The sequence below is a fragment of the Vibrio sp. vnigr-6D03 genome, assembly GCF_002835515.1.
Lineage (GTDB): Bacteria > Pseudomonadota > Gammaproteobacteria > Enterobacterales > Vibrionaceae > Vibrio > Vibrio penaeicida.
Genome location: NZ_PIZL01000001.1, coordinates 305797 through 328998, shown reverse-complemented (window position 1 = coordinate 328998; position 23202 = coordinate 305797). Strand labels below are relative to the sequence as shown.

Genomic DNA, 23202 nt, shown 5'->3' with positions numbered 1-23202 from the left:
TCTGCATGATAGCTATGCCCCGATTCGCTTTAGAATGACAGCGGTTCCCATGCCACCACCAATACACAAAGACGCCAAGCCTATATTTGCTTTTGAGCGATTGAGCTCGTACACCAATGTAGTCACGACTCGGTTGCCGGATGCTCCAATTGGATGCCCCAGCGCAATTGCGCCTCCGTTGGAATTACTGCGTTCAAGAATCCAATCTTGGGAAACACTATGTTGCTCACTAAGCTGTTTGATAACGCCCAGGGATTGTGCAGCAAACGCTTCATTAAGCTCAAAACAGTCAATTTGATTGAGGCTCATATGTGCTTTCTTAAGCGTATTGGCAATGGCATTGACTGGACCAAGCCCCATGATTTCCGGCTCAATACCTGCTTGACCATATTCAACAAGTTCGGCTAATGGTGTGAGCCCTAATTGCTTAACAGCAGTTTCACTCGCCAGTAATATTGCGGATGCTCCGTCGTTGATGCCAGAAGCATTACCAGCGGTGACAGAGCCGGATTTACTAAAGGCAGGGCGCAGTGCTTGCAGTTGTTCCAACGTGCAGTCGCGTTTGGGGAATTCATCTTGTGCAACAACCGTTTCTTTCCGGCGGGTTGCTACAGTGACGGGCGCTATTTCTTGGTCAAATCTGCCTTCATCTTGGGCGCGAACGGCTTTAAGTTGGCTTTGGAGTGCGTATTGGTCTTGCTCTTCGCGAGAAAGGTTCAGCTTCTCGACAATGTTCTCCGCTGTGATGCCCATAGGGTATTGATAGAATGCATCGGTGAGCCCGTCATGCATGATGGTATCCACCATGGTTTGATTGCCTATTCTGTGCCCACGGCGGTTATCACCAGAAACAACAAATCCTGCGTTAGACATGCTTTCCATACCACAGGTCATGACGACTTGTGCGTCGCCGGCTCGGATGTGGCTGGCGGCATCGGTCATCGCTTTCATTCCACTGCCACATATCATGTTGAGCGTGTAAGCGGGTACAGACGAAGGTATGCCTGCCTTAATGGAAGCCTGCCTGCCCGGTCCCATTCCACTTCCAGCGGAAAGTACGTTGCCGACGATCACCTCATCGATATTCTCGGGAGGGATATTGGATTGCGTGATAGCGGCTTTGATCGCATGAGCACCAAGCTCCACCGCGCTGAGTGGCGACAGACCACCATTGAAATTTCCAATAGGTGTGCGTTTTGCCGCAACGATATAAATGGCTTCCATCTGCTTACTCTTGTTCCTGAATACGTCAATCTCAGTGTACGAAAGAACGGACTGAGGGTGTTATAAGCAGAAATTCAAAGCCACTTTGCATATTTGCAAGGTGAGATACAAATGTATGAAGAATCGCGGCAGAATAGCCATTCTTATACTTGAGGAGTATCGCGTTGAAAGGGATTCAAACAACTACAGAACCAAGGCAAACTAAGCTGGGGAAATGCGTTATATGATTTCATTAACCCAATCTCAAGCCCAAAAACTAGCGCTACTTTCACAAGGGTTACCGCCCAAATCTCCTAAGTCTCACTCCACTTCACATACGTTAAAGGTGATTGAGCAGCTTGGTTACATTCAGATAGATACCATTTCAGTGGTTCAGCGAGCGCATCACCATGTGTTGTGGAGCCGCAACCCCAATTACCAACCTGATCATCTTGAAAAGCTTGTCGCTGAAAATAAAGTGCTGGAGTACTGGTCACATGCCGCCTCTTTTCTGCCAATGAAGAACTTTCGTTACACCTTACCTCGTAAAATAGCCATTAAATCTGGCCAGCAAGGGCATTGGTACAAGAAAGATACGAAGCTAATGAGCCATGTGATCAAACGTATAGAGGAAGAAGGACCACTGCTCGCCAAAGATTTTGATTCGAAAGGCACAAAAATTAATGGCTGGGGAGCGAAACCTGCCAAACGTGCATTGGAATACCTGTTTATGCAGGGAGACTTAATGATTCCGGAGCGTCGAGGTTTTCAGAAAGTGTACGACTTAACCGAGCGTGTACTGACGCCGGAAATCGATACCTCTGTACCGACATCGCAAGAGCATGCGCATTTTTTAGTTCTTTGCTATTTGAAAGCACATGGGCTTGGAACAATTTCTGAAATGATCTATTTGCTCAAGGATGTGAAAGCCAATGTGACTCAAGCACTCCATGATTTATGCGATGAAGGCACAATTGTTGAACTTGAAGTTCAAGGGAACGGTTATTGGGCACTTTCAGAATCTTTACCTTTATTGGATACACGCCTGAATCGTAAACGAGCAAAAATTCTTTCACCGTTTGATAACCTTCTTATTCAAAGAAGGCGAGCCAGTGTATTCTTCAATTTTGATTACTTAATCGAATGTTATGTGCCTGAAGCAAAGCGCCAATTTGGCTACTTTTGTTTGCCCATTTTATGGAATGGGGAATTAGTCGCGAGGGCAGATTGTAAGGTGGATAAAGGCACCTCTACGTTGAATGTGATCCATTTATTTATAGAGGCTTCACTGAAAAAGAAATCGGAATTCTTAGAGGCATTAGAACAAGAACTCATGGATTTCAGTGTGTTCAACCAGTGTGAAAAGTATGAAATTTTTAAGATCTCTGAACGTTGATTGTTGCTCGCTTTATGGACATTACTCCAGCAAAAAGGTCTTAAACTGCTTCGCCGCAGGAGACGCCTTATTTTGTGGCTGGTAGAACAAGTTGAGGCTCCACAAGCTTGTGTCGTATTCACTTAACAGTTGGATGAGCTGTTGGTTTTCAAGAGCGTTTTTCACGATGAATTCGGGCAGATAAGCAATTCCTGCGCCTTTTAATGCCCCCTGGAGAAGCAGGTCACTGTCGTTTACTTCCAGTGATTTTGGCACCTTCACTATTAGGGTTTCATCATCCTTTTTGAATATCCAATCATTACTGCCAGTTAAGGTGGTCGCGAATAGGCATTGGTGCAAGGTGATGTCGGTAGGAGTTTCGGGTTTACCGTTTTTAGCTAGATATTCTGGTGACGCAATGGCCACAAAGGGTTCCGAAATCAGCTCTCGGCGAACGAGATGTACATCTCGGTCTCGATAACCTTGGTAATGAGCGTTGGCGCTGATGATCAAATCGGCTCTGTCGGAATGGTCGAGCGCCCATGGTGTTACTGTAAGATTGAATGTGACTTTAGGGTGAGATTTCATGTAATCAGAAATCTTATCCATCAAAAAATTATTGGCATACGCTGGTGTACAAGCAATGTTAATGTGCCCGTTATTCTCGCTTTGAAAGCCTTCTAACTTTCGGCGTATTTGGTCGCTGCTATCCACTATAGGAGCAAACTCATCAAACAGGGTTTGGCCCGCAGGTGTTGGGGTAAGAAGTCGGTTAGATCGATGGCAAAGCGTCATGCCAAAATGTTGCTCCAACTCTTGCAACCAACGGCTCCCAGCTGAAACGGAAAGCTCAAACTCCCTTGCTGCTGCGGAAATAGAGCCGGTCCTAATCACCGAAACAAAAAACGCCATTTTGTCGAGCATACCCATCCTTGATTACTTTTCTTACTCAATGGACTTTAAACGAAACCAAAATATCTTGGCTGAGATTGGATTGAAAGTGTGAGTTTGAATGGAAAACCGCCCTGCGGTGCAGGGTCGGCTAGATGCGCTAGTATCAATTAGAAATAGAGTCGCATGTCACTAAAAGTGATTTCTTACCCTTTTGTAAGGTTATGTGAGATCCCATTGAATCTGTTGCACTATCTCTAATAGAGCTTCGGATTCGAATCGCCTCGTCTCCCTTGAGAATGATAGTGTCAAATGCGCTAACGAAAGGTTTAGATACTGAATGTTCTACGATAACTGCACTTGCTAATAGTATTTCAATAGCCGAATCAGAGAATATAGTTACTTTCGCTTCTTGATAATTTGGCGTGAGGGACACTGGTTTGGCGACAATCATCTTTCCTTCGTTTTCCAAATAGCCATCGTTTAGTAACGCGCAGCTAATTGGACTTGAAGCGAGAGAAATGGAACTAAAAGCTAGACTTGTAATGAAAGTAGCTATTTTGAAAGCTCTGAAAATCATTAATAAAATACCCCTTTCCCTACGGGCTTTCCGTTCATTATTTGCCATCTTAATCTTTTTTCGATTTCCCACAAACCTCTTCTAAACTCACCCAGCGTGCTATCTTCGAATTCTCTTAAGATTTGAGCAAGTCTTTTGGTTAACCCAAATTTTCCGTTCAATTTATCCATTGCCCAAGTTGTGGCAAGTCCAACCAAAATAGCTATTGCAAGAGGTGCGGCTGCTACAGTCGTTACCGTCCCAATAGCTACTGCGGCTGCAGCAGAGAATATCGCTGCGATACCAATGGTAAGTAAGTCATAGGCAAGGTCTGCAAACAGCTCAGAAAGTAGAAACCTATCCTTAAACAGATGCTCAATAATCCTTAATGGGACTGTAAAGAATAGAGTTAGTCGAGCGCCACTTCGTACAGATTGCTTTATAGCCGCTTTACCAATTGCCATATCCATAACTTTCATATTATTAGCTAAGTATCTAGTGCCCTTGAAAATTCTACGGTTGCGAGGCCAGCCTTTGAAAATTACGTAGGTCTTTCCAGAAACCGTTTTCTGAACAACTTTTCCTCGTACTCCTAAATCACGCACTATTTTAGTTAACGTATGTAGGTCTAGGGCAACGGATGCATTCCCACCTATTTGTTGTGCAATGGGTATCTTGTTCTCTTTTGCGATGGTTATTAATTGCTCTACAGATAAGACGTACGCAGTTTCATGATTGTTTTTCAAATCTTGATCAAGCCTTGGTAAGGCTATTGGGTAGGGGCTCATATGGTAGTTAACTCAATTGTTTGAAAATTAACCAGATTTTATTTTAAAGAGATTTGGTTGCTATCTACGCTGCTAAGTAATGCGATTCACACCACATTGAAATATGGATGATTATTCTAACAATTACATTTAGTTGAGGTGGAAGTTAAAAAAGGGGCGGAAAACCGCCCTGCGGTGCAGGGCGACGGGCTATTTAGGGCTGGCGTCCGAAAAAGCAGATAACGCTAGGCAGTTACTTTCAATCTCGACCAGCCTAGGATATGGCGCGAGGTCGAATTCGAAGCGGCGGGCGTTGAATACTTGAGGGACCAAAAAGATATCGGCAAGAGTGGGGCTATCGCCACAACAAAATGCGGTGTCTGATTTAGACAGCTTCTTCTCTAGTCCTTCAAAACCTTGCTGCAACCAGTGGTGATACCAAGCAAGCTTTTCTTCCTCACTTTGCGCCAATTCGCCGGTTAAATGCTTTAACACTCGAAGATTGTTAAGTGGATGCATGTCGCACGCGACGTCGTAGGCTAGGGCACGGCACTGCGCTCGTTTGATTGGGTGCTCAGGCAATAAGGGCAGCTCTGGGTAGAGCTCATCGAGGTATTCGATGATCGCGAGCGACTGAGTAATAATGTCTCCTTGCGTTTCCAAAGAAGGCACTAAGCCAGCGGAATTCACTTCAAGGTATTCCACACTGTTTTGGTCGCCATCCAGCAATGAGACAGGAATAGACTCGTAGTCTACCCCTTTCAAGTTTAAGGCAATTCTTACTCGATAAGCCGCAGTAGAACGGACGTAATCGTATAATTTCATTAGCACTTCCTATAATACCAATCTTAGTAAGCAATTACTCATTCTAGCTTGTTAAAACACTCGATAACTGCGTTAAAAAATTTAATTGTAGAATAACTACTTATCGAAATTTTTTGCCTTGTTCTCAAGCGTTTTTCCTTCGCTATTTATGAGCACTTACTTACTGTGATTGGTATAAGCCACTTAACTCATACCTAATCTATTTGATATTGAGTAACCGTTTGGTCGATCTTGCCAAACAAAGAGTTACCCTCTTTATCAAACATTTCAATTTCTACTCTATCGCCGTAGGTCATAAACGGCGTTAAAGGTTCACCAGAATCGATGATTTCAAGCATGCGCTTTTCGGCCAAGCAGCATGAACCTTTACTGCGATCGATGTTGGAAACTGTGCCCGAGCCAATGATGGTCCCTGCTGCGAGGTGGCGACTTTTTGCTACGTGCGCGACCAACTGGTGGAAGTTAAACGTCATGTCGACGCCTGCTTCTGGCGATCCAAACTTTTCCCCATTGAGATGAACATGAAGCGGAAGGTGTACCTTACCGTCATTCCAAGCCGTATCCAGTTCATCTGGCGTGATTGCTACGGGAGAAAAAGCAGAAGCAGGCTTTGATTGGAAGAACCCAAACCCTTTAGCTAATTCGCCTGGAATAAGATTACGCAACGAAACGTCGTTGACCAGCATCAGCAGTTTGATGTGTTGTTCTGCGTTTTCAGGTTGGGTACTCATTGGAACATCACCAGTAATAACAGCAATTTCACCTTCAAAATCACAGCCCCATTTGTCGTCTGCCAGTTCGATATTATCTCTCGGTCCTAGGAACCCGTCGGACATGCCTTGGTACATCAACGGGTCGGTCCAGAAACTCTCGGGCATGGTTGCTCCCCTTGCTTTTCGAACCAGTTCAACGTGGTTCACGTAGGCGCTGCCGTCCGCCCACTGGAAAGCGCGAGGAAGAGGGGAAGCGCAATCTTCAGGATTGAATGGGAAGGTGGTATTCACGTTTCCAGCGTTTAACGCTTGGTAGCGTACTTCGAGTTGTTCAGACGTATCTGCCCAATTATCCAACGCGTGCTGGAGAGTTGGGGCAATGTCGGTCGCTAACGTTGCTTGAGATAGATCGCGCGAAACGACGATAAGATCGCCGTCTCTTCCATGCTTGAGTGATGCGAGTTTCATCCAGTGTTCTCCTCTAATTTATTATGAGTTTTTTGAAATCTTACAGTCCAATATGAGTTATTTTGTTGATGCACCCTACTTTGCAGGTGTGCGCCATGAGTACACATAATCCGGGTTTTCGACAGACGCTGCCGCTTCCGTTATGTCTAAAGGCGCTCGGGTGTCAATCATGACAGCAACTTCATCGGTTTCTTTTTTAGGATTTGCTTGGCTTGCAGCGAGAGCTTTAGGGTGCGGTCCGTGTGGAAATCCACAAGGGTGAAGCGTGATCATGCCTGCATCAATGTTGTCTCGGCTGAAAAAGTTGCCTTTGTGGTAAAACAACACTTCATCGTAGTCATCGTTATTGTGATAGAACGGCACTTTAAGGGCACCGGGATCCGATTCAATCGGACGCGGAACGAAGGTACAGATGACAAACCCATTAGCCACAAATGTGATATGAGCAGATGGCGGAAGATGATAACGATGGCTCATGAGCGGGCGAATATCTCGCCAGTTTAAGCGGAAAACTGTGAGGTTGCCTTTCCAACCGACGGCATCTAGCGGATTGAAAGGGTAAGTCACGTTGTTAAGGCGATTGCGGCTTTTGATGCGAACTTTCCATTGTTCACTTGTACTTTTTTGTTGGTTAAAAGCGTCATCAATTTTGGGATGAACCAGAACTGCAGGATCAAAGATGGCGTGCTCTCCGAGTATTCCGCGTTCGGCACTCATGTATGAACTGTTGGTCGCTTCTATCATCAACATAACCACTTGCTCGTTGGTTTCTATGCGCCAAGAAGTAGAGCGGGGGATAACCAAATAATCGCCTTCACTAAAGGTCATGTGCCCATAGTCACAATACAACGAGCCTGATCCCTGATGGATAAATAGACATTCATCACCGTCACCGTTTCGAACCAAATGTTGCATATTGGCGCTGGTTCGCCAAATTCTGACTTGTACATTGCCATTTTTCAGTAGGCACGGAGCAGATAGCGGGCACGATTCATCAGCTTCAACTTTATTGGTGTCGAAGGCGTGTGGGCGTAAATCGCCTTCCCACTCACTCCAACCTGTAGGTGCATGTTCGTGATACATATGAGTCGCAGGACCGAAAAAACCCTCTTTCCCTACTTCTCGTTCAAATGCATTACTGGGTAAGTCGCAGTGCGCCTGAACCGAGGTTTCTCCCTCTTTCAGTGGAAAAGAAAACCATTTACGCATAACCATCTCCTTGGCTTGTCTCGATAATATGTTCTGTTTCTGGCTAATAGTTACAAATGAAACTAATTTGAAGGTATGTTAGCCAAATGAATGCAGTAAATGCAACATTTAATTATCAATATAGTTACTTTTTTGTTGCATTTGATACTTCTGTGTGATTTATTTTTATGGCTGGTTATGATTTAACCGAATGGTTTCATCATTAAATAAAGGAATGACTGGCACTAAAAATACAATTACAAAAGAAACCAAATGGAGTTCGACATGAGGAAGTTAAACTGGGTTGCTGGCACGCTAGCAATGGTGTGTGCAAGTACGTCTTTTCCTTCAATTGCTGCTGAAAAAACACTGCTTGTGAGTTCGTGGGCATCACCAAATCATGGTATCAACAAGGTTGTTTGGCCGACTTGGGGTCAGTGGGTGAATGAAGCAACGGACGGGCGAGTAAAAATCAAAGTGGAATACAATATGGGTCCGCCGCCGGCACAAGCCGATATGATCGCTGACGGCATCGGCGATGTAACTTGGTTTTTCCACGGGTTCAAACCGGGTCGATTCGAACTGACCAAGCTACCTGAGATCCCTACGTTTGATAACACATTATCCTCGGAAGACGCATCAATCGCCTATTGGCGCGTATTCGATAAATACCTTAAAAAAGGAAAAGAACACAAAGGATTAGTCGTCCTTGGTGTGGGTGTTCACGGTCCCGGTTCTATCATTACACGCAAAAAAGTCGATTCTTTCGAGGACTTAAAAGGCAAGAAAATGCGCATTGCAGGCGATGTGATGTCGACGATTGGTAAAAATATGGGGGTTGCGCCTGTGGCTCTGCCGCCCACCAAAGTGTATGAAGCTCTGTCACAAGGTGTTGTGGATGGTGCCTTTTTCACACTGGAGACATTAAAGAGTTTTCGTCTCAATGAAGTCGCGCCAAATGTTGTGACATTCCCTGGCGGCTTATATCGCGGCAGTTTCAGTATTTTGATGAACCCCGATACGTTGGATGGTTTGTCGGATGAAGATCGCCAAGCTGTTTTGTCAGTATCTGGAGAAAAGCTTTCTCGCTTGTTTGGTCAAATGATGGATCAAGCCGATAAAGCAGGTGTAGAAGATACTTTGGCGAAAAATGGCAATATACAAGAAGCGTCTCCAGCCATGATAGAGCAAGCGAAGGCTTACGCTCAAGGTCTGGAAAAAGCATGGTTGAAGAAAGCTAAAAAACGTCGTATCTCCGATCCTGAAGGAGCGCTGGCTTACTATCGCGATCAAGTAAAAGCGTTAGGAGCAGAGTAATGAATCTGGTCTTCAACTTCGCGGGCGGGATTCGCCGGTGTTTGGAGGTACTGGCATCAGTGGCGTTGTTACTGATGCTGGTAATAACCGTTATTGATGTGGTGGGTCGTTACTTTTTTAATGCGCCGTTACCCGGTGGTGTTGAATTAGTGGAGATCATGCTAGCAATGGTGGTGTTCGCGGCATTTCCTTTAATAACATGGAATGAAGAGCATATCTGCGTCGATCTACTTGATGACTGGTTCCCTAAAGCCATGGTGAGCTTACGCCAATTTGTGATTAGCTTAGGCTGTGCTTTTGCACTTGGATTGGTTGCGTGGAAAGTGTGGGGGCTTGGAACACGTTCACTTTCGTACGAAGAAGAAACCGATATTTTGGCGATTCCACTGGGCTACGTGATGTACTTTATTTCCGTGGCGGGCTGGCTCTCAATGGTAATGACTCTGTTATTGGCGGTTTTGTATCTTGCCAAAAAGGGACCCATGTCTGGCAATGAAACGGAGGCAGAGCAATCATGACGGTAACTTTGATTGGTTTTGCGGCATTGCTTGCTTTAGTGCTGCTTAGAATACCTCTGGCGTATGCGATGGGGATCGTCGGGTTTGTGGGGTTTGGTGCGCTTGTTGATTACAACTGGACTGCAACATTATCCATGGCGGCTCGAAGAATCATCGATACGGGGCAAGACTACAGTTTGTCGGTCATCCCCCTCTTTGTCTTGATGGGTAACTTGGTTAATCGTGCTGGTTTATCGCAGGAGTTGTATGCCGCCAGTAACGCGTTCGTTGGGCACCGTAAGGGTGGCTTATCGATGGCGACCATTCTGGCGTGCGGTGGGTTTTCTGCCATTTGTGGTTCGAGCCTTGCCACTGCAGCGACGATGTCTAAAGTGGCGATGCCTCCCATGCGTAAATATGGCTATAAAGATAGCCTAGCAGCGGCATCCATAGCAGCAGGTGGCACTCTTGGAATCCTTATTCCTCCAAGCGTGATGCTGGTGGTGTATGGGCTACTGACAGAAACCAGTATCCGAGAACTCTTTGCAGCTGGCTTGGTCCCTGGGCTACTTGGCGTTGTACTTTATTTGGCGGCCGTTAGGTGGGCGGTGTATCGCAACCCTAGCTCTGCGCCTCCAATGGCGAAAATGCCTTGGAAAGAGCGATGGGTCGCCTTGAAGGGTGTCGTTTCCACTATTGCGCTGTTTGTACTGGTTATGGGGGGAATTTACGCGGGTATTTTTACGCCAACGGAAGCCGCTGGGATTGGTGCTGCCGGTGCGTTAGCCATTGCTGGTTTGAAGAAGCAGCTTACAGTAAAAGTACTGCATGAAGTGTTGCTGGATTCGGCGAAAACGACAGCTGTTCTGTTCAGTGTGGTGATCTCTGCTTTGATATTTTCCAACTTCATCAATCGTGCAGGGTTTACGGATGCGCTGTTATCTTTTGTCACCAGTATGGATATGACGCCATTTATGGTGTTGGCTGTGATTTTACTTATCTACATTCTACTGGGGTGTATCTTTGAAAGTATGTCGATGCTCTTACTGACTGTGCCTATTTTCTTCCCATTAGTGCAAAGTTTAGGCTTTGATTTAGTATGGTTTGGCATTCTGGTGGTGGTGGTCACAGAAATCAGCTTGATAACCCCCCCAGTGGGAATGAATGTGTTTGTATTATCTGGCGTGATGAAAGACATAAAGACCAAAACGATCTTTCGCGGTATTGTACCGTTTTGGACTGCAGACATGATTAGGCTAGTGCTTATCGCACTTATCCCTGCTTTGTCTTTAGCGCTACCCAATTGGTTGTACGGTGGATAGCCAGTAAGCAGACCCCAGCTAGATTATTAAAAAGGTAAAGGTAACAAAGGACATGGAGCAATTTACGTTTTCACTGGAAGACTTTCTTCCCTATAAATTGGTTAGAACTGCTGAGCAAGTAGCCGACAGTTTGGCTGAGTTGTACCAAAAGGAATTTGGCATTACCCGCCCTGAATGGCGAATACTTGCTAACCTTGGTGCGCGTGAAGACGTGATTGCTCGTGACCTATCTGATGTTACGAATCTAGACAAAGTAAAGGTGTCGCGAACGCTTTCTAAGTTGGAAGAAAAAGGGCTGATTCAGCGAGAGAAAACCGAGAGCGATCAAAGGGCAACGTACATCCAACTGACCGAAGAAGGGCGTCGGCTATATGAAAAGATGATCCCGCGAGTGCTGCAATGGGAGTCGGAAATTCTTGATGGGTTAACAGGCTCTCAATACCGAGACCTATTTCGCGCATTGGATGCGTTGAAACAATCGACAGACGTTGTTTATCAAAAGCACTCGTGTGAATAACAAGCCGCTATTGGTATCCGTTCAAGTTAAATTCTTTTAGCAAGCGATTGTATGTTCCGTCTTCTCTCATTTGATTCAAGCCTCTGTTGAATGCATGTACTACGTCTTGTCCATCAAGAATGTTTTTGGATACCAGCAAGTAGAGTGACGATTTACTAAGAGGAGGCTGAATATAGACGACTTCCTCTAACTTGCTGTGATTTAAAGAATTGGTCTCGTATTGAAATACGGCAAAAGAAATGGCAATCATGTCAACGCGTTGGCGAAATAGCTTCCTTACGTTGAGTATTTGATTCGATGCTTCCTCTTTTGTTAAGTAATCCGCTTCATCAAACTCTTTTCCATTTGCCCAGCCTAGGCTTACACCAATTCGATATGGCGTCAGATCTTGCAATGAATCATAGCGGCTAAAACCGAGTTCTTTTAAAGCCACTAGCCCCACATCAACATCGAATATTGGGTCACTGTACAAATATTTTTCTGCGCGAGCATCTGTGTAATACCCTCCCATGACGGCATCGTATTCACCGTTCTCCACTAAAACTAATGCACGTTTCCATGGAATAAACCGAATTGTGCTTTCGAGATCAGAACGTCGAAGCGCTTCTTGGACAATAGCTGTGACAACGCCATTTTTTTCTAGCTCAGAGCTGTAGAACGGAGCCCAGTCTACGGTGACCATATTGATGGTTCGGGACTGAACGTTAAAAGACAGGAGTATGAACAAGATAGGGAGTAAACGTATCATGATTTTCAATGCCAACTTCAGTATTTGTTTTTTAAGTATAGAGCTCTTAACAGAAGTGAGAGAAAAACTAACTTGCGTTTTACAGGAGGTAAAGGTAAATCTAATGTATCAATAACCTCTGACTAGAAAGCGCATAAGGTTCAGCTTTCAGTGAATTCAATGAGCTATGCTGTTTCTTATCCAAAGCTGAGGTTGAATAAACACCATACTGGGAGGTGTGAATGCAAGATGTTCCGCACGGACTAACAAAAGGTGAGGTTACTCAACGTATTGATTGGACGGAAAACGTCTTCACGATTCAGGTGAACGCGAAAATTGAGCCGTATACCGCAGGTCAGTTTACCAAGTTAGGTTTAAAGGTTGATGACGATGACTGGGTACGTCGAGCCTATTCGATGGTCAATTCTCCTAATCAACCACAAGGACCCGATTTTTTGGAGTTTCTGATCATTTCAGATTCCGATGGTCAACTTTCCCCTAAACTTCACGAGCTGCAAGTCGGCGATTCTGTCTACGTAGGTAAGCAGCCTTCTGGGTTTATGGTTATTGATGAAATCCCCGATTATGCCAAGGAGCTATGGTTTCTTTCTACAGGAACCGCGGTAGGACCATTTTTAGCCATGCTGGAAGAGCATGAATCTTTCGAAAAGTTCAACAAAGTTGTGCTGGTGCATGCCGTACGAACGTCGCAAGAACTTATTTATCAAGAAAAAATCACCTCGTACCAAGAAAGGTATCAATCCAAATTCCAATATGTGCCTGTTGTGTCGCGTGAAGACAACCCAAATGCACTCAAAGGTCGAATTCCGGAATTGCTTTTAAATGGTGAGTTGCTTGAAATAACTGGGTTGAATTTGGATTCTAATAAGAGTTTCTTTTATCTGTGTGGTAACCCAGCAATGGTTAAAGATACGCAAGAAACTTTGAAAAAACTGGGCTTTGATAAACACTTGCGCCGTAAACCCGGGCATTTTAGTTTTGAAAATTACTGGTAAGTCAACGTTAGAGAATGTAGGCAAGGATAGCGCATGAACATTAATCGGTTAAAAGCGGCTGAAGAAGATTTCTTGATTCGAGTACCGGGTGGATTTAATAGCCCTGAAATGATCGAGATCGGTAAAAAGCACAAAATGGATCAAATGATCGCTCAGACCCAAGACGCATTCAGCGAGGAGAAGTTCACGGATGCGCAAGGTACGGCAGAGATGATGACAAAAATGGTCAGCCGATCATCCATGGTATCGATGTTTGAAAAGCCTAAGTTCCGTGATTATGTAAAAGGTATGACGCATCAAGAAAGGGAAGGGTTAGCCTATTCTTTAAAAGATATGTTGCATGGCGACCAAGAATACGGATTCAACACCATGCTTGATTTATTGCGACCAGCGAAATTAGCTAAGTGGTCTCTTGTCACTATTCTCCCGAACTATTATGCCCCATTAGACGAAGTTTTCGTTAAGCCGACAACAGCCAAAGGGGTGATCAAGTTTTTTGAATTGAACAATCTTGAATACAAACCGGCACCTACATGGGCTTTTTATCAAGAGTATCGCGCGCAAATTTTAGAAATGCGCAAACATGTTAGCCAAGATCTTTCCCCAAACAATGCGGCATTTTGTGGATTTCTCATGATGACGATGTCTTCCGACTAGCCATAAGTGAAAGCGTCCGGATTAGCGAGCGAAAATATCGGGTGACAAATCAACCTGCTCGCACAGCTCTGGGATGCTATTAATCTCAATCCAGTGACCGGTTTCTTTAATTAACCCGCTTTCTTTTAGCCTAGTTAATGTTCTGGATAGCGTTTCTGGTGTCATACCCAATTGAGTCGCCATCAACTTTTTAGAAACCGGAAGAGGGACTTTACCATCGTATTTTTCGGCTTCTTGGCGGTATACCTCTGCCAATTTCATGACTAACCGTTGAGGCGCACTGACTTGAGTCAGGATATCCACCGTATTCATCAATTGATGTATTCGGTTTCCCATGAATTGCATGGTTCGAATGGATATTTCCGGTGTGCTACTAAAGATTCGAGCAACATCTGAATGGTGAAATCGCGATAAGGTAGAATCTTGGTCCAAGCGAGCACTCATCGGGTAGGTTCTTGGTTCCATAAACATGGCCATTTCCGCAATCCACCCACCAGACATAAAAACTTTGAACAGCTTTTCATCGCCATTTGGCATCAATCGAAACAACGACACCTTGCCTTTTTCTACACGATACATGTGTGTAGCAGGGTCACCTCGGTGAAATAGATTTCTCCCTGAGGGGTAATGTTTTTCCACTCTACAAGATAGAAGCTGTGCTTTTTCTTCCTCATTAAGCAAAGAGATTATGGATTCCTTCATCAATACTTCCTCATCTTGATAATGGTCAAGCGCTGAAATTCTTTAGCAACTTTATCATGTAAATAAGAATCATTACCTATACGAGCATCAAACAGCAAAACTGCGTGTCTGAAAAAATGCTTGTGAGTAGGTTGCAAACTAGGAGACGTCGTTATGGACGGACTAAGCCCCGCATTTCAGTGGATTGCCAGCGTAACCTTTGGATTTATGCTTATTTCTATCATAGTTTTTGCTTAGGGTCTGTGTGCCTTTTAAACAATTGAGCCGCGAAAGGTCAACATCCAAAAGGATATCGCGCTAGCGATTCAAGCACTGGCAAAGCCTGGTTGCGGAAAAGCAGAGTTACGAAAACGCTGAGTAAAAAAAGAAACGGGTTACTTGGGTATATCACCCATCGTAAAGTTCGGTCTCTGGGTAAAAAGCTTGCCATGCGAACCAAAACACCATTACAGATGGGATAAGTTCGCCATTTTCGTCTTTCACCTGAGGGTGTCTTGCGTCTTTTTGGTAACTTACCGTTAGTTTTTTCGAGCCTATCGTATCTTCAAAATGAGGGTTACCTTCGAGCTTAGAAACAGGGTACGCCTTGGCTTTTCCATTGACAATAACACCTACCACCCAGTCCTTTTGAGGTAGCTCATTTCTATTTTCTGGTACTGGAAACATCGGCGCGTCAGATGCAAAGTATCGCGCATAAGCTTGACCAAAATAGTCTCGTTTGTATCCGGTATCCAAAGAGAGTACTTCGCCATTTGGGTTAGCTGCTTGCCACGCGTTCCACGTCATGTGCTTTGAAGGCATCCAAGTTAAGCGTTTCTCTTTCTCTAAACCACTGACGGAAGTGAGACCGAGTTGGGTCCATAGTGACTCAGTTTCTCTGTCGTACATGAGGACGTCACTTCGATAGAGCAATCCAGACACACCAAACGTTTTAGCCTTACCGTCTACTCGTGCATCGAACACCATACCAGTTCCACAAAGTGGGCAGTAAGTGACGGTAAATGGTGTGTTCTTGATGCGATCGTTGACGATCTCGTGCCAAATCAAAATACGTGTTGGGTATGCTCTTGCCACGCCATTCACTTCCACACCAATGACAATGTCATCTTTTTGTAAATAGTCGACTTTGCTCGCAGGGATGAATTTTGGTTGATCGATTGACGGTATTCCATCCCGTGGCGGTCCCCCGTGGAGAATCTCATTAGAATCAATAGTTGCTCCGGATAACTCAAAGCCATTCAATGAAAGGGGATATGCTTGAAAACTTAACAATAACAAGCATGTATATAACAATCCATTACGTCTAAAAAGCCTCATAACCGTATCCTTTACGCTATTTCATCAAACTAGATAGACCGTACAAGTGACGGTGAAATTTCGTGTTTTTTCCTATTGATAATTACTCTCAATTCGATTATTTTGCCCGCCATTGTGATGTTATACAGTTACAGTTCAATCAGTAAAAGCTAATTAAAAAAGCTGAATCGGTAAAAAATTAATCAAAAAACGCTTTGGAGAATAATAATGAAAGGACGTTTGTTAAAGGCTATAGGTGTATTGTCGGTTGTGATTGGCAGCATGAGCAGTGCGGTTGCAGATATTCACTTTAAAGATGTGATTGGCCGTGATGTTCACCTTGAAAAACCAGCCGAAAGTATATTCCTCGGTTTTTATTTTGAAGACTACTTGGCAATTGCGGGACCAGATGCTTACAAAAAAGTGTCCATTTTCCCTCGCCACTCTTGGAAAGACTACCGTTTATCTCAGTGGGAAACGTACAGCAAAATCATCCCAGAGATCGAAACCATTACAGATTCAGGATCCATTTATACGGGAACCTTTGATTTTGAAAAATTACTAGCGACTAAGCCGGATGTCGCTCTAGTGGCTGCGTGGCAGTTCAAATCGTTAGGCGACAAAGTTGAGATTCTGGAAAAAAGCGGCATCAAAGTTGTGGTCGTTGATTTCAACGCTCAGACGCTTGAAAAACATGTCACCAGCGCGCGTGTTATTGGCAAAGTAATGGGTACAGAAGACCGCGCCGAAGCCATCGCTACTGAGTATGAAAATACCGTTAAAGATGTACAAAACCGTGTTGCAAAGTATCTGAAAAGTAACGAGCCTCGCCGTGTTTACGTCGAAATTGGTACTGGTGGTCCAAACGAGTACGGTAAATCATACTCGAACGCGATGTGGGGGAATATCCTGAACATGGCGGGTGCTGATAACATTGCTAACGGTAAATTCAAAGGCTCTGCCCACCTAACGCCAGAATACGTATTGAGCAAAAACCCAGAAGTTATTTTTGTTTCAGGTGCACACTGGGCGAAATACAGCGACAGCGCATTACTAGGCTTTGGTACTACCGCGCAAGAAGCCCAATCACGTTACCGTCCATATCTAGAAAGAGCGGGCTGGAAGCAGCTAACTGCAGTGAAAAATGGTGATGTTTACGGCATGTACCATTCCGGAACACGTACGATTTACGATCATGTTTTCTTGCAGTATTTAGCGAAGTCTATTTACCCAGAAGCGTTTAAAGACATTGATCCAGTTAAGTCTCACCAATCTTTCTTCGACAATTACATGCCGCAGAAACTGGACGGTACTTTCATGATCAAAGTAGAAGGCTAATGTCATGAGCGAAGCAGTCAAATCGCCATTGCCTTCAAACGTTTCTGATAAACGTGTGGGCATTTACCATCAGTTGCAAAAGCGCCGTTTGAAAATGCTGCTTGCAACGGTTGTGGCGATGAGTATTTCTGTTCTATTTGATATTGGAACAGGCTCTTCTTGGCTGGGTGTTGATCAGGTGATCGAAGCGCTTGTTGGTGGACCGTCGGGAGACAGTCTATCAACAACTATTGTGTGGCAGCTTCGGCTGCCCGTTACGCTGACGTGTATCGTTGTTGGAGCCTCTCTCGGCTTGGCTGGGGGACTTATGCAAACGTTGCTCGCCAATCCGCTGGCGAGCCCATATACACTAGGCATTTCGGCGGCAGCAGGATTTGGTGCGGCACTGGCACTGCTCACTGGCTTTTCTGTGTTTGGATTGCATTGGCTCGGTGTGCCATTTGCAGCATTTGTGTCATCAGGCTTAGCCAGTATGGCTATCTACACGATTGGTCGCAGCCGTAACATGGATGCCAAAGTACTGATTCTTGCGGGTATTGTGGTTCTGTTTTTCTTCCAAGCATTGCAATCACTGGTTCAGTATTTAGCCTCACCTGAAGTATTACAGCAAATCGTGTTCTGGTTGTTTGGCAGCTTACTTAAGGCGAGCTGGCTGTCATTCTTTGTGTCTGGCGCAATATTGTTGGCGGGCTTGGCGATTGCTTTACCAAAAGTGTGGGCGTTAACGGCTTTGTCTTCAGGTGAAGAGCGCGCTCAAGCGTTGGGCATTAATACTCGCCGATTGCGCCTACACATGTTTTTGCTTTGTTCGCTGCTTACTGCGGGTGCTGTTTCGTTTGTTGGCACCATTGGGTTTATAGGATTGGTTGCGCCACACCTTGCTCGAATGTTGGTAGGGGAAGATCAGCGCTTCTATTTGCCTTTAGCTACCTGTATGGGGGCGTTATTACTTTGCGCTTCTTCTTTGGTTGCGAAACTCATTGTACCGGGCACGATTATTCCAATTGGCATTGTTACGTCGCTGGTGGGCGTTCCTTTCCTATTGTATTTACTCGTCAGCAAGAGGTTTAGTTAATGAAACAGTTATTGATTCAAGATCTCGCGCTTAAAGTTGGCCGCAAGCAGGTACTTAAACGAGTTGATGCCCAGTTTAAGGCTGGTGAGTTCTCTGCAATTTTGGGGCCAAATGGTGCTGGAAAAACCACGCTACTCAAGGCAGTGATAGGGATATTGCCCTACAGCGGTAACATATCGGCAACGGATAAAAACGGTAGAGCATTACCCTCAACGTCTTTTTCTTATTTATGTCAGCTGAATAAATCACCGAGTCAATTGACCGTGATTGAAGTGGTATTACTTGGCTTGGTTCATCAGCTTAACTGGCGTATTTCAGAAGAGCAGGAGCAAAAAGCGGAAAATATGCTGCGAGAGCTAGGCTTGATTGGCATAGCCACGCGACCGTTTTCTCAGCTCAGTGGAGGTCAGCAGCAGTTGGTGTCACTAGCGCAAGCATTGGTTTCGCAGCCTGATGTCCTTTTACTGGACGAGCCAACCAGTGCGTTGGATCTAAAACACCAAGTGCAAGTACTGGATCTCGCGCGACAGTACACGCTGGCAAACAACACAATTACCATAGCAGTGCTCCATGATTTATCTCTTGCTGCTCGTTACTGTGATCATTTGATATTGCTGAATGATGGAGAAGTTCAGCACAGCGGTTCTCCAGACTGCGTTTTAGAACCCGAAAAGCTCAGCCAAATCTATCAAGTTCATGTTGATGTTGGTTGTTGCATTCATGGTCACACCCACGTTACTCCCGTCCGACCGCTATAAGCGGATTAGGACGTTTTCAAAGGATGTCATTATGACGATGACTAACAGGCACTACCAACTATTAGTAGCCATCTCTACATTTGAATCCCAAATACATGCATTGACTCAATACAGCGCAGAAAGCTGCGACTGCTTTACACTACTGCAGGTGAAACTGGATGAGCTTTGTGCGTGGATATTGCAGGAAAAACAACAAACCATCAGTGATGAATTGGGTTATAACCCAGAGTATGACAGGCAACTGAAAAAACTGCGTGAAACGGCGGTTAAGGCTTTGTGCATACTAGAAAAGCACCAATCTCAGTGTGCTCAGAATCACAGCTTAAGTGTTAGCGACTATTTGTGTCAGTTGTCTGAAAACACTCAAATTGAGCTAAGAAATGCAGGAATTGAAAACGACTCAAGAGTACTTTTTGTTGGTTCGGGTTCTTACCCGCTCTCTGTTTTTACTATTTCCCAACTAACAGGTGCAATCGTACACGGAGTGGATATCGATGAGCAGGCTGTTGCCATGGCAAATCAGTTAAAAACGTCCAATTTAAGTACGACATTTGGTTGCCAAGATTTGGTCACAGAGTTTGAGACATTTCGCCCGACGCATATTGTTGTGGCGTCACTGGTTGAACATAAGTGGGAGCTTTTAAACCAGTTAAAACCGTATTTGGATAGCACGCATAAAGTGATGGTGCGATTTGGAAATGGGTTGAAGTCCGCTTTCAACTATCCATTTAACCCAAATTTGATGGAAGGATGGCAAACCGAACTGATCCAAAATAAAGCAGCGGTTTACGATACTGTTTTAATGGGAAGGGAGTAATTCATGTCTTTTTCATTAGGACGAACGTTAATTATTGGAGCGGGTCCGGCAGCGTTTCAAACAGCGAGTCTTATAGCCTCATATTGCGAAACGATTGCACTTGCAAGTCGGCAGTCTGTTCGTTGGAATGAGCACTACGCTCTGCTTGAACAAAGTCGCGTTGCCACGTGTGAAGCAGCAAAGCCTTCACTAGAGCCTCTTTCTGGGCAAGTGAAATTCGACCACGTGTTTCCAGATCTAACAGCAATTACGGGAAGTTGGGATACGCTGATTCTAGCCACCCCTTCGCACGCTTATAAAGAAGCACTGCTCGCGCTGCCTGAGAGCGCCCTTAACGATGTTAAGCAGGTAGTGCTGATATCTTCAATGTTTGGTGGGCATCAGTTGGTGAATGGATTTTTCCATTCAAAAGATCTGTCACCAAACATTACCGTTTTTTCCAACTACTATGCAGCGACGAAATTCTCTGTATGCGGTAATACTGATGATGTGCAAACAGCTGGTGTAAAAGTCATCACTAAGGCTGCAAAAAAGCGAGTGTATGTCCATGAAAAGCAAAAAGGTGGTGACGCCGCGTCAACCTTTGTGCATGTGCTTGGCAACGTCGGGATTGATGTTGTTGAAATGGATAACGCGTTCAGTGTAGAAGGTCGAAATATTACAGCCTATGTTCATCCCGCTTTTTTCATCACGCCTTTTTCGCTGAATCATATTCTCAGTCAAAATGGCGACAAAAAGTACATGTACAAGCTTTTCCCTGAAGGTCCAGTTACTCAATCTGCCATTAAAATGCTAGTTGATCTTTGGCGGGATATATCCACCTTGATATCGCATCACTCAGGTACACCCATTAATTTGCTCCAATTTCTTAATGACGACAATTACCCTGTCCATGAAGAAACCATCTCGCGAGAACAAATTAATGGATTCAGTAATCTCTCGTCTATTGAGCAGGAATACCTGATATACATCCGCTATACAGCGATATTGATTGACCCATTTTCAACACCGGACCAACAAGGGCGGTACTTTGATTTCTCTGCGGTGCCTTATGCAAAAGGAGAAGTGAAAGACGGAAAATTGATACTGCCTCGTGTTCCGCTGGAAGACTTACAAACTCTGTACTGGATCAAAGCGTTAGCAACACACTCTAAACTGCGTTTACCTGCTGTAGAGCGCATCTTAGATATTTTTGAGTCGTGGCTACATGATAATAAACTGCCCACTGCGGTGGTTGAACAACTTCAATCTCAAGCACAGGAAAACTTGTGTTGGGTTATGAGATCAACAAACCCTAAAGGAAATACATCATTATGAACAAAGGTGTGGCACTCGCCATATTTTCAGCGCTTATTTTCAGTGTAATGAATGCATTGATTAAAGCGGCAAGTTTAACCATTCCAAGTGCGGAAATTGTATTCTTTCGAAGTGCGATTGGTACTGTCTTGATCCTCGGATTAATGTGGCAGGCAAAGGTGAGGTTTTCTACAACGGGTGTCCCTTTATTGGTTTTAAGAGGGCTATTTGGGGCGGCTTACTTGTTGGCATTCGTGTATACCATTGCTCACATTCCATTAGCGGACGCCGCCATACTGGCGTATTTGTCTCCCTTCTTTGTGATTCTTTTATCAAGCGTCGTACTGGGTGAAAAGTTACCGAAAAAAGCCGCTATCTTGCTTCCTACGGTATTGGTTGGTGTCGCGCTGGTTGTAAATCCATTTAATTTTGACTCTTTTAATGTGTATGCGCTTGCTGGTGTCGCCAGTGCCGTCTTTGCCGCGGGAGCATCGATTACCATTCGCCATCTGAGTAAAAAGCATCACACATACGAAATCGTCTTCTATTTCCTTTTCACCGCCATGCTTGTTTCTGCTTATTTGATGAAAGATGAGTTTGTGATCCCTCAAGGGATTGCATGGGTTTATCTGGTTGCGATTGGTGTCGTTTCTCTTATTGGGCAAATATTCCTAACCAAGGCTTTCACTCACGAAAATGCAGCTGTCGTCGCGGTAACTCGCTATATTGGGCTGGTTTTCAATGTGCTTTGGGGGGTTATTTTCTGGCAAGAAATTCCAGATTGGATGACGGCATTAGGTGGGGCAACCATTGTTGTTGCTTGTATCGCGTTATCTTGGAAAAGCACACCTAAAAAAGCGAACCCAGACCCGATACCTAAGTCTACGAATTCTTAATGGGGTTCTGACTGTTAAACCATTTGAACATCGTATATCTTTGTTTTATAGGATTTCGAAACAGAGATGGCAATGAAAATAGTTGAATTAGATTGGACGCAAACTATTCCTGTCAGGCATGAGGTGCTTTGGCCCGATATGCCTGAAGATTTTTGCCATGTGCCTGGTGATGAAGATGCCAGACACTACGGTGTGGAAGTTGATGGAGAAGTCGTTTGCGTAGCATCAGTGTTTATTGATGTAGAAGCGAAATCAGCAAGGCTAAGAAAGTTTGCTACGGTACTTGAACATCGCCATCTTGGGTACGGTTCATCAGTGGTGGGGCATATTCTCAAGCAGCTCCCAGAAATTGGAATTGAGTATTTTTGGTGCGATGCACGAGAGTCTGCGATGGATTTCTACCATAAATTCGACATGAATGCGGAAGGCGATGCGTTTTACAAATCTGGAGTGGAGTATTACAAGATGGGGCGACATTTATGACCGACAATTCATTGCACGAAAGCTACATGAGACAAGCGTTTGAGCTGTCAAAAAGTGCACTGCCAGGCTGTCGGCCAAATCCGCCTGTTGGCTGTGTGTTTGTAAAAGATGGTGAGGTTGTAAGCTCCGGCTTTTCTCAACCTCCGGGCAATCATCATGCCGAAGCGGGAGCAATCGCCGCTTATACGGGGAGCTACGATGGGTTAGTTGCGTATGTGACGCTAGAACCCTGTTCATTCCAAGGAAGAACGCCTTCTTGTGCCAAAGCATTAGTGAGGGTTCGACCAGAAAAAGTGTATGTTGCGATTCTTGATCCAGATACTCGCAACAGCGGCGCAGGAATAAAAATTCTTGAGGATGCGGGTATTGATGTTGAGGTTGGGTTACTTGGGGAAGAAGTGGCTTCCTTTCTGAACCCTTATCTGATTAGAAACTAACGGATATTTTCCATTTGAGCCCGCAGAGAAATCTGTGGGCTTTTTTGTGCCCTAAGTATTTT

25 protein-coding genes are annotated in these 23202 nt (G+C 44.7%); 15 read left to right on the top strand and 10 right to left on the bottom strand.

Translation table 11 applies throughout. The annotated features are described in order from the left end of the window. Positions 1-12: 12 nt before the first annotated feature. Positions 13-1224, bottom strand: coding sequence for an acetyl-CoA C-acetyltransferase (locus CW749_RS01435; protein ID WP_101110092.1), 1212 nt, complete (start codon positions 1222-1224; stop codon positions 13-15). Positions 1225-1447: 223 nt separating this feature from the next. Here CW749_RS01435 and CW749_RS01430 point away from each other — a divergent pair, with 223 nt between their 5' ends. Further along, complete coding sequence (locus CW749_RS01430; RefSeq protein WP_101110091.1) at positions 1448-2599, top strand: crosslink repair DNA glycosylase YcaQ family protein; 1152 nt, start codon at positions 1448-1450, stop codon at positions 2597-2599. A 21-nt stretch (positions 2600-2620) separates the two neighbouring features. Here CW749_RS01430 and CW749_RS01425 read toward each other — a convergent pair whose 3' ends face one another. The 6 genes from CW749_RS01425 to CW749_RS01400 all read right to left on the bottom strand — a co-directional run bounded on the left by CW749_RS01425 (position 2621) and on the right by CW749_RS01400 (position 8010). After that, a complete protein-coding gene (locus CW749_RS01425; RefSeq protein WP_101110090.1) occupies positions 2621-3502 on the bottom strand; it encodes a LysR family transcriptional regulator in 882 nt (293 codons plus the stop codon). Positions 3503-3635: 133 nt separating this feature from the next. Continuing rightward, entirely contained in the window at positions 3636-4049 is a 414-nt protein-coding gene (locus CW749_RS01420; RefSeq protein WP_101110089.1) for a hypothetical protein, read from the bottom strand. Next, a complete protein-coding gene (locus CW749_RS01415) occupies positions 4049-4816 on the bottom strand; it encodes a hypothetical protein (RefSeq protein WP_101110088.1) in 768 nt (255 codons plus the stop codon). The genes CW749_RS01420 and CW749_RS01415 overlap by 1 nt, the downstream gene beginning before the upstream one ends. Positions 4817-5005: 189 nt before the next feature. Beyond that, complete coding sequence (maiA, locus tag CW749_RS01410) at positions 5006-5620, bottom strand: maleylacetoacetate isomerase (protein ID WP_101110087.1); 615 nt, start codon at positions 5618-5620, stop codon at positions 5006-5008. A 194-nt stretch (positions 5621-5814) separates the two neighbouring features. After that, positions 5815-6801 carry a fumarylacetoacetate hydrolase family protein gene (locus CW749_RS01405; RefSeq protein ID WP_101110086.1) on the bottom strand — a complete coding sequence of 329 codons (987 nt, stop codon included), beginning with the start codon at positions 6799-6801 and terminating at the stop codon, positions 5815-5817. 75 nt (positions 6802-6876) lie between these two features. Further along, complete coding sequence (locus CW749_RS01400; RefSeq protein WP_101110085.1) at positions 6877-8010, bottom strand: homogentisate 1,2-dioxygenase; 1134 nt, start codon at positions 8008-8010, stop codon at positions 6877-6879. A 264-nt stretch (positions 8011-8274) separates the two neighbouring features. Here CW749_RS01400 and CW749_RS01395 point away from each other — a divergent pair, with 264 nt between their 5' ends. Genes CW749_RS01395 through CW749_RS01380 form a run of 4 tightly spaced genes read left to right on the top strand, consistent with a single transcriptional unit; the run spans position 8275 to position 11642 of the window. Continuing rightward, the gene (locus CW749_RS01395; protein ID WP_101110589.1) at positions 8275-9306 is read left to right on the top strand and encodes a TRAP transporter substrate-binding protein; all 1032 of its coding nucleotides are present in this window, start codon (positions 8275-8277) and stop codon (positions 9304-9306) included. After that, positions 9306-9824 carry a TRAP transporter small permease gene (locus CW749_RS01390; RefSeq protein ID WP_101110084.1) on the top strand — a complete coding sequence of 173 codons (519 nt, stop codon included), beginning with the start codon at positions 9306-9308 and terminating at the stop codon, positions 9822-9824. Before CW749_RS01395 ends, CW749_RS01390 begins: the two co-directional genes overlap by 1 nt. Then, complete coding sequence (locus CW749_RS01385) at positions 9821-11125, top strand: TRAP transporter large permease (RefSeq protein WP_101110083.1); 1305 nt, start codon at positions 9821-9823, stop codon at positions 11123-11125. The genes CW749_RS01390 and CW749_RS01385 overlap by 4 nt, the downstream gene beginning before the upstream one ends. Positions 11126-11177: 52 nt before the next feature. Beyond that, positions 11178-11642 (top strand): MarR family transcriptional regulator, encoded by a 465-nt coding sequence (locus CW749_RS01380; protein WP_101110082.1) that lies wholly within the window; start codon positions 11178-11180, stop codon positions 11640-11642. Positions 11643-11649: 7 nt separating this feature from the next. On the opposite strand, the gene CW749_RS01375 is transcribed toward CW749_RS01380, so the two are convergent. Beyond that, on the bottom strand, positions 11650-12390 hold the full coding sequence (locus CW749_RS01375; RefSeq protein WP_237322275.1) for a transporter substrate-binding domain-containing protein: 741 nt from the start codon (positions 12388-12390) through the stop codon (positions 11650-11652). Between the two features lie 221 nt (positions 12391-12611). Between CW749_RS01375 and CW749_RS01370 the strand changes: the two genes are divergently transcribed. Together CW749_RS01370 and CW749_RS01365 are read left to right on the top strand one after the other, a co-directional pair. After that, complete coding sequence (locus tag CW749_RS01370; RefSeq protein ID WP_101110081.1) at positions 12612-13385, top strand: ferredoxin--NADP reductase; 774 nt, start codon at positions 12612-12614, stop codon at positions 13383-13385. Between the two features lie 33 nt (positions 13386-13418). Beyond that, positions 13419-14042: a hypothetical protein gene (locus tag CW749_RS01365; RefSeq protein ID WP_101110080.1), complete on the top strand. Its 624-nt coding sequence runs from the start codon at positions 13419-13421 to the stop codon at positions 14040-14042. A 21-nt stretch (positions 14043-14063) separates the two neighbouring features. Here the strand turns inward: CW749_RS01365 and CW749_RS01360 are convergent, their stop codons facing one another. After that, positions 14064-14744 (bottom strand): Crp/Fnr family transcriptional regulator, encoded by a 681-nt coding sequence (locus CW749_RS01360; RefSeq protein ID WP_101110079.1) that lies wholly within the window; start codon positions 14742-14744, stop codon positions 14064-14066. A 387-nt stretch (positions 14745-15131) separates the two neighbouring features. Further along, complete coding sequence (locus CW749_RS01355; protein ID WP_101110078.1) at positions 15132-16061, bottom strand: DUF3179 domain-containing protein; 930 nt, start codon at positions 16059-16061, stop codon at positions 15132-15134. Positions 16062-16268: 207 nt separating this feature from the next. Between CW749_RS01355 and CW749_RS01350 the strand changes: the two genes are divergently transcribed. From CW749_RS01350 to CW749_RS01315, 8 genes are all read left to right on the top strand, one after another. After that, the gene (locus tag CW749_RS01350; RefSeq protein ID WP_101110077.1) at positions 16269-17378 is read left to right on the top strand and encodes an ABC transporter substrate-binding protein; all 1110 of its coding nucleotides are present in this window, start codon (positions 16269-16271) and stop codon (positions 17376-17378) included. Between the two features lie 4 nt (positions 17379-17382). Then, entirely contained in the window at positions 17383-18453 is a 1071-nt protein-coding gene (locus tag CW749_RS01345; protein WP_101110076.1) for an iron ABC transporter permease, read from the top strand. Beyond that, on the top strand, positions 18453-19211 hold the full coding sequence (locus CW749_RS01340) for an ABC transporter ATP-binding protein (protein ID WP_101110075.1): 759 nt from the start codon (positions 18453-18455) through the stop codon (positions 19209-19211). Before CW749_RS01345 ends, CW749_RS01340 begins: the two co-directional genes overlap by 1 nt. 31 nt (positions 19212-19242) lie before the next feature. Then, positions 19243-20028, top strand: coding sequence for a nicotianamine synthase family protein (locus CW749_RS01335; RefSeq protein WP_101110074.1), 786 nt, complete (start codon positions 19243-19245; stop codon positions 20026-20028). A 3-nt stretch (positions 20029-20031) separates the two neighbouring features. Next, positions 20032-21345 (top strand): opine metallophore biosynthesis dehydrogenase, encoded by a 1314-nt coding sequence (locus tag CW749_RS01330; RefSeq protein ID WP_101110073.1) that lies wholly within the window; start codon positions 20032-20034, stop codon positions 21343-21345. After that, positions 21342-22220 carry a DMT family transporter gene (locus CW749_RS01325; protein ID WP_101110072.1) on the top strand — a complete coding sequence of 293 codons (879 nt, stop codon included), beginning with the start codon at positions 21342-21344 and terminating at the stop codon, positions 22218-22220. The genes CW749_RS01330 and CW749_RS01325 overlap by 4 nt, the downstream gene beginning before the upstream one ends. A 72-nt stretch (positions 22221-22292) precedes the next feature. Next, the gene (locus tag CW749_RS01320; protein ID WP_101110587.1) at positions 22293-22703 is read left to right on the top strand and encodes a GNAT family N-acetyltransferase; all 411 of its coding nucleotides are present in this window, start codon (positions 22293-22295) and stop codon (positions 22701-22703) included. Next, positions 22700-23140 (top strand): bifunctional diaminohydroxyphosphoribosylaminopyrimidine deaminase/5-amino-6-(5-phosphoribosylamino)uracil reductase RibD, encoded by a 441-nt coding sequence (locus tag CW749_RS01315; protein ID WP_101110071.1) that lies wholly within the window; start codon positions 22700-22702, stop codon positions 23138-23140. The genes CW749_RS01320 and CW749_RS01315 overlap by 4 nt, the downstream gene beginning before the upstream one ends. Positions 23141-23202: the final 62 nt, after the last annotated feature.

Coding starts and splice junctions, on each gene's coding strand:
- CW749_RS01435 (WP_101110092.1), bottom strand. CDS start 1,224: ATGGAAGCCATTTATATCGTTGCGGCAAAACGCACACCTATTGGAAAT.
- CW749_RS01430 (WP_101110091.1), top strand. CDS start 1,448: ATGATTTCATTAACCCAATCTCAAGCCCAAAAACTAGCGCTACTTTCA.
- CW749_RS01425 (WP_101110090.1), bottom strand. CDS start 3,502: ATGCTCGACAAAATGGCGTTTTTTGTTTCGGTGATTAGGACCGGCTCT.
- CW749_RS01420 (WP_101110089.1), bottom strand. CDS start 4,049: ATGATTTTCAGAGCTTTCAAAATAGCTACTTTCATTACAAGTCTAGCT.
- CW749_RS01415 (WP_101110088.1), bottom strand. CDS start 4,816: ATGAGCCCCTACCCAATAGCCTTACCAAGGCTTGATCAAGATTTGAAA.
- maiA (WP_101110087.1), bottom strand. CDS start 5,620: ATGAAATTATACGATTACGTCCGTTCTACTGCGGCTTATCGAGTAAGA.
- CW749_RS01405 (WP_101110086.1), bottom strand. CDS start 6,801: ATGAAACTCGCATCACTCAAGCATGGAAGAGACGGCGATCTTATCGTC.
- CW749_RS01400 (WP_101110085.1), bottom strand. CDS start 8,010: ATGCGTAAATGGTTTTCTTTTCCACTGAAAGAGGGAGAAACCTCGGTT.
- CW749_RS01395 (WP_101110589.1), top strand. CDS start 8,275: ATGAGGAAGTTAAACTGGGTTGCTGGCACGCTAGCAATGGTGTGTGCA.
- CW749_RS01390 (WP_101110084.1), top strand. CDS start 9,306: ATGAATCTGGTCTTCAACTTCGCGGGCGGGATTCGCCGGTGTTTGGAG.
- CW749_RS01385 (WP_101110083.1), top strand. CDS start 9,821: ATGACGGTAACTTTGATTGGTTTTGCGGCATTGCTTGCTTTAGTGCTG.
- CW749_RS01380 (WP_101110082.1), top strand. CDS start 11,178: ATGGAGCAATTTACGTTTTCACTGGAAGACTTTCTTCCCTATAAATTG.
- CW749_RS01375 (WP_237322275.1), bottom strand. CDS start 12,390: ATGATACGTTTACTCCCTATCTTGTTCATACTCCTGTCTTTTAACGTT.
- CW749_RS01370 (WP_101110081.1), top strand. CDS start 12,612: ATGCAAGATGTTCCGCACGGACTAACAAAAGGTGAGGTTACTCAACGT.
- CW749_RS01365 (WP_101110080.1), top strand. CDS start 13,419: ATGAACATTAATCGGTTAAAAGCGGCTGAAGAAGATTTCTTGATTCGA.
- CW749_RS01360 (WP_101110079.1), bottom strand. CDS start 14,744: ATGAAGGAATCCATAATCTCTTTGCTTAATGAGGAAGAAAAAGCACAG.
- CW749_RS01355 (WP_101110078.1), bottom strand. CDS start 16,061: ATGAGGCTTTTTAGACGTAATGGATTGTTATATACATGCTTGTTATTG.
- CW749_RS01350 (WP_101110077.1), top strand. CDS start 16,269: ATGAAAGGACGTTTGTTAAAGGCTATAGGTGTATTGTCGGTTGTGATT.
- CW749_RS01345 (WP_101110076.1), top strand. CDS start 17,383: ATGAGCGAAGCAGTCAAATCGCCATTGCCTTCAAACGTTTCTGATAAA.
- CW749_RS01340 (WP_101110075.1), top strand. CDS start 18,453: ATGAAACAGTTATTGATTCAAGATCTCGCGCTTAAAGTTGGCCGCAAG.
- CW749_RS01335 (WP_101110074.1), top strand. CDS start 19,243: ATGACGATGACTAACAGGCACTACCAACTATTAGTAGCCATCTCTACA.
- CW749_RS01330 (WP_101110073.1), top strand. CDS start 20,032: ATGTCTTTTTCATTAGGACGAACGTTAATTATTGGAGCGGGTCCGGCA.
- CW749_RS01325 (WP_101110072.1), top strand. CDS start 21,342: ATGAACAAAGGTGTGGCACTCGCCATATTTTCAGCGCTTATTTTCAGT.
- CW749_RS01320 (WP_101110587.1), top strand. CDS start 22,293: ATGAAAATAGTTGAATTAGATTGGACGCAAACTATTCCTGTCAGGCAT.
- CW749_RS01315 (WP_101110071.1), top strand. CDS start 22,700: ATGACCGACAATTCATTGCACGAAAGCTACATGAGACAAGCGTTTGAG.